The sequence below is a fragment of the Parabacteroides sp. AF17-28 genome (genome assembly GCF_003479205.1).
Classification (GTDB): Bacteria; Bacteroidota; Bacteroidia; order Bacteroidales; family Tannerellaceae; genus Parabacteroides; species Parabacteroides acidifaciens.
In genome coordinates, this window is sequence record NZ_QUGV01000054.1 from 1 (window position 1) to 4,973 (window position 4,973).

Here is a 4,973-nt window from a genome sequence, read left to right on the forward strand (position 1 = left end):
TAGAAATACGAAATCAATCTACTGTGTCAATCAAGCTGAAAGAAGATTCCGAAATGCTTGACGAGGTGGTTGTGATTGGGTATGGTACGGCTCGTAAACGTGATTTGACAGGGGCGATAAGTTCTATTCGTACAGAAAAACTGGAAATTGAAGCTCCAAGATCAATTGAAGATCTTTTACGAGCTAATTCCGCTGGAGTGAATATTAGTATGTCAACGGGAGCTAAAGGTGATGCCTCTATGCAAATTCGCGGTCAGAATACATTGAAAGCCGGTTCTTCACCCTTAATTGTATTAGACGGTGTCATCTATAATGGAAGTTTGTCTGATATTAATCCGATGGATGTCGCTTCTGTGGATGTGTTAAAAGATGCAAGTGCGGCAGCTATCTATGGAGCTAAAGCTGCCAATGGAGTTGTCGTATTTACGACTAAAAAAGGAAAAACCGGTAAACCTGTTATTACTTTTAATGCAAATATTGGTCTTGTACAACCGGCAAATCAGCCTCGCATCCTTGATGCGAAAGGTTTTATCCGTTTTCGACAAGACTATGAAATAGGAAGAAATAGCGATGAATATCATGCTCGTTTTCCTAAAATATTCGAAGATCCTCGCAAATTGCAGGGAATAGATCAACTGACATGGTATAATTATGATAAAATCACACCTGCGACGAGTGTGTCAGAAGAAGAACTAATTACGACTTGGTTAGGGAGACTCGACTTTAAGACACGTGAAATAGAAAACTATTTGTCTGGAAATATAACTCATTGGGACGATCTTGTTTTCCAAAATGGATTACAACAAGATTATACCGCAAGTATTTCCAATCGCAAAGATGATATTTCTTATTATTGGTCCATAGGATATGCGGATCGTGAAGGTATTGTTACTGGAGATCGTTTTAAAGTTTTTCGTACGCGTTTTAATGTTGAATCTAAGATAACAAACTTTTTGTCTGTTGGAGCTAATGCAAATTTTGCATCTCGAAATGAGGGATTTATGGCATGTGATTGGAGTCAAATGACTCGTATATCCCCTTTTGGGGCAAATGAAATCGATGATAAAGAGAGTAGTTATCGTCAATATCCAACTGGGGATATGTGGTGTATAAATCCGTTTTATGATAATAGCTATAGAGATCGTAAGAAAATGTTTACGACGTTTAATGCTAATATTTATAGTATAGTGAAACTACCTTTCGGGATTGAATATCAAATGAATTTTGTCCCAGACTATGAGTTTTATGAATATTATAATCATGATTCATCGGAACATGCACAATGGCGTGAAACAGGGGGAAGTGCAACGCGTGAAACAAGAAAGCAGTTTACGTGGTTGCTTGATAATATTATTCGATGGGAAAAACAGTTTGGAATGCATAGATTCAATGTAACGTTACTTGCAAATGCAGAAAAAGGACAGAAATGGTCTCAAAAAGCATCCTCATCCAATTTTTCCCCCAATGACATTTTAGGATATCACCGTTTACAAGCAGGAACAGTGCCGACGGTAAGTAGTGATGATACTTATCGTACAGGTGATGCTCTTATGGGACGGTTAATTTATACACTTAAAGATAGGTATATGTTGACTGCATCAATTCGTCGTGATGGATATTCGGCTTTCGGACAACAAAATCCTCATGCTTATTTTCCTGCTCTTGCATTAGGATGGAACTTTACTTCGGAAAAATTTATGCAACCTTTTTCGGGTTGGCTGAATTACGGCAAATTACGTTTGTCATGGGGTGAAAATGGAAATAGAGATATTGGTATGTATGATGCTCTTTCCGATCTTAAATCGGAACTTACTCCATTAATTGATCAAAACGGAAATTTGTATGTAAGTTCCGAGTTGTTAGTCAATCGTATGGCAAATACAAATCTTAAATGGGAGCGTACTAGTGCTTATAATATTGGACTGGATTTCTCCTTGTTTAATGAGAAATTGAGCGGATCAATAGATGCTTATCTATCTCGGACAAATGATTTGTTACTTGATCGTTCATTGCCTGAAATTATCGGGTTCAAGACTGTGGTATCGAATTTAGGGCAACTCCAAAATAAGGGGATGGAGATAACTCTTAATTCAACGGTTATGCAACGAGAAAATTTTGAGTGGTATCTTTCGGGAAACTTCTCGTTCAACCGTCGAAAAATTAATAAACTTTACGGAGACATGGTTGATGTCCTTGATGAAAATGGTAATGTAATAGGACAAAAAGAAGCGGATGATATTCAGAATAAATGGTTTATCGGGCAAGATCCTGATCGGATATGGGATTATGAGCGCGATGGCGTATGGCAATTAGGTGAAGAAAAAGAAGCTGCTAAATACGGTCTTCAACCGGGAGATTTTCGTTATGTAGATCAAAATAATGATGGATTATTGACTCAGGAAGACAAAGTGTTCCAAGGCTATAAGACACCTCGTTTTCGGTGGTCCTTGAGAAATGAGTTCCGTTTCCTGAAGGATATTTCGTTGTCATTTATGCTGTATTCTCATTGGGGTCAATATGCTGCGTTTAATAATGCTGCAAATTCCAATGGATTTCCTGATCGTTGTTCCGAGTATGATCTTCCGCGTTGGACTCCGGAGAATCCGCTTAATGATTATGCACGTATCGGTTCTAATAATAAGGGGTCGAATTATGTGGCAAAATCGTTTATTCGTTTGGAAAATGTTTCTTTGTCTTATAATGTGCCATCTCGTTTGTTGAGTAAGCTTAGTGTGCAAAATATGCGTTTGTCTCTTACTTGCAGAAATGTTGCCGTCTTTGCTACTCATTGGAATTTTTGGGATCCTGAACAAAGTAAGCCAACTCCCCGTACGTTTAATTTGAGTATCAACTTTACATTATAAATAGAATGATTATGAAAAATTTATTGAATAGTATATTGTGCACAAGCTGTTTTTTAGGAACACTTTTTATTTTACAAGGTTGTAGTGATTCTTGGCTCGAACCCAAGCCATTGTCATTTTATACTCCTGAAAATACATATGTGAATGCAGAGGGACTAAGGGGGGCCTTATTGGCCTGTGAGCGGAATATGCGTGGTGAGTTTTTCGGGGATGCAGCTCCGATATGTACAGAGATTATACAGTCAGACCTGGCGGTAGAAGCAGTGACGGATAAAGCCGGTCCACAAATGGATATGGATGTTTCTTTACTTCCTGATGCGCAATTGAACCATCAAAATAATACACGTGTAGGTTGGTATTGGAAAGAAGGATTTAATGGTATAAAATATGCCAATACAGTGATTTCTCGTATCGACCAAGCGGATTTGTCTGAGCAAGAATATAACGAGATATTGGGCACCGCCTATTTTCATAGAGCTTATCGTTATTTTAAACTGACCCATCAATTCGGAAATGTTCCTTTCATTGATGTGGAATTTACAACACCCAAATATGATTTTTTTACCCATGATCGATGGTCTATACTTGAACGGATGAAAAAAGAACTTGAATTTGCATATCAATGGATTCCAGAAGTTGTAGATAGAGGACGTACCTCAAAAGCTGCTTGTGGAGTTTTGCTAATGAAAGTTTGTATGGCTTTAACTGATTTTGATCGGGCTATTGAAATAGGAAAAGAAATCACAGCCAAACATCCGTTGATGACGGTGAGATTTACAACGAATCAAACGAAACCAAATACCAATTTAATGTTTGATTTGCATAGCGTAGAAGCAAAATTAGATCCTGCTAATACTGAGGGGCTGTTGTACGTAGTGGCTTATCCGGAAGTAGAAGGTTCTGCTGCCATGCAAATTATGCGCAATATTGTTCCTTTTTGGAATAGTGGAAGCATAAAAACACCAGATGGAAAAACTGGAACGGCAGAGACTCCGCATCCGGACGAAAAAGATCCGGAGATGGATTTAAACAGAACGTATGGAAGAGGCGTTGGACATTTACATTCCACATGGTATTTTAGTCATCAAATATGGGGGAATAAGGAAAAAAATGATTTGCGAGGAATTTATAATCGAGACAGTTGGAAACATACCGGTGATTTGAGATATAATAATCCTGCTTTAAAAAATGAGGAGAATGAATGGTATGGAAAGAATATTGTTAAAAATCCTGCAATGTCAGTAGAGGACACGATAAGGTGTTGGTACTATTGGCCTCATTACAAATCATTTGTTCCAAGTCCTTTAGATGCACGTTGGGAAGGGGGACAAAGTCCTTGGTATGTGTATCGCTCTGCTGAAGTTTGGTTGATGTTGGCTGAATGTTATTATTGGAAAGATGATTTCGCACAAGCTGCATCAGCTTTGAATGTTGTACGTCAACGTGCAGGTGCAGATCCTTTGACTTCGGTAGATATTAATATCGGAGAAATATTGAATGAGCGTGCACGAGAACTTTATTACGAAGAAAACCGTCATGTGGAATTGGTCAGAATATCGTATACTTATGCGAAAACGGGAAGGCCGTGCGAGGTTTTTGGAGGAAGAGTTTATCGACTTGACAATCTTAGTGGTCCTGGTGGTACTAATTCTAATATTAAAGAAGAAGGATATAATTTTTGGTTTGATTGGGTGAACGAGAAAAACAATTTCTATAACAAAGGTGTTAAGCACAAATTTGCTGAATATAAAATAAGTGTGCATCATATATTATGGCCGGTTCCGGCAAATGTGATTAATACGAATACGATGGGAGTTATTAATCAAAATGTAGGTTATCCGGGAACTGAAAATAATAAAGAACCTTTAAAGGTACCGTTGGATGGTTCTGTTATAAAGTGATATTTTATTGGAGATACTATATGATAACAGTACTATGTTTGGAATATGGTATGACGTCAAGATTATGATCCAGCCCGGGTTAGGTGAAAATATTCGTTATAATGGAGTCATACGGGAAGAAACCGTAACGGATGTAATGGAAGCCTTATCTCGCCTGAGTCATATAAGCTATCATGTGAAAGGAAAACATATAAGTATAATCTCTAAA

The 4,973-nt window shown here is 37.8% G+C and carries 3 protein-coding genes; all 3 read left to right on the top strand.

Annotated features, from left to right (window positions below; translation table 11 throughout):
• Window positions 1–2,864: SusC/RagA family TonB-linked outer membrane protein (locus DWW90_RS20245; protein ID WP_122346272.1), on the top strand; the 2,864-nt coding region annotated here is incomplete at its 5' end.
• A gap of 11 nt (window positions 2,865–2,875) precedes the next feature.
• Window positions 2,876–4,765, top strand: coding sequence for a RagB/SusD family nutrient uptake outer membrane protein (locus tag DWW90_RS20250; RefSeq protein WP_122346273.1), 1,890 nt, complete (start codon window positions 2,876–2,878; stop codon window positions 4,763–4,765).
• A gap of 34 nt (window positions 4,766–4,799) precedes the next feature.
• A partial coding sequence (locus DWW90_RS20255) for a DUF4974 domain-containing protein (RefSeq protein ID WP_255418904.1) occupies window positions 4,800–4,973 on the top strand: 174 nt, incomplete at its 3' end.

Bases quoted from the DNA above. Each gene is read 5' to 3' on its own strand.
- DWW90_RS20250 (WP_122346273.1), top strand. From the start codon at position 2,876: ATGAAAAATTTATTGAATAGTATATTGTGCACAAGCTGTTTTTTAGGA.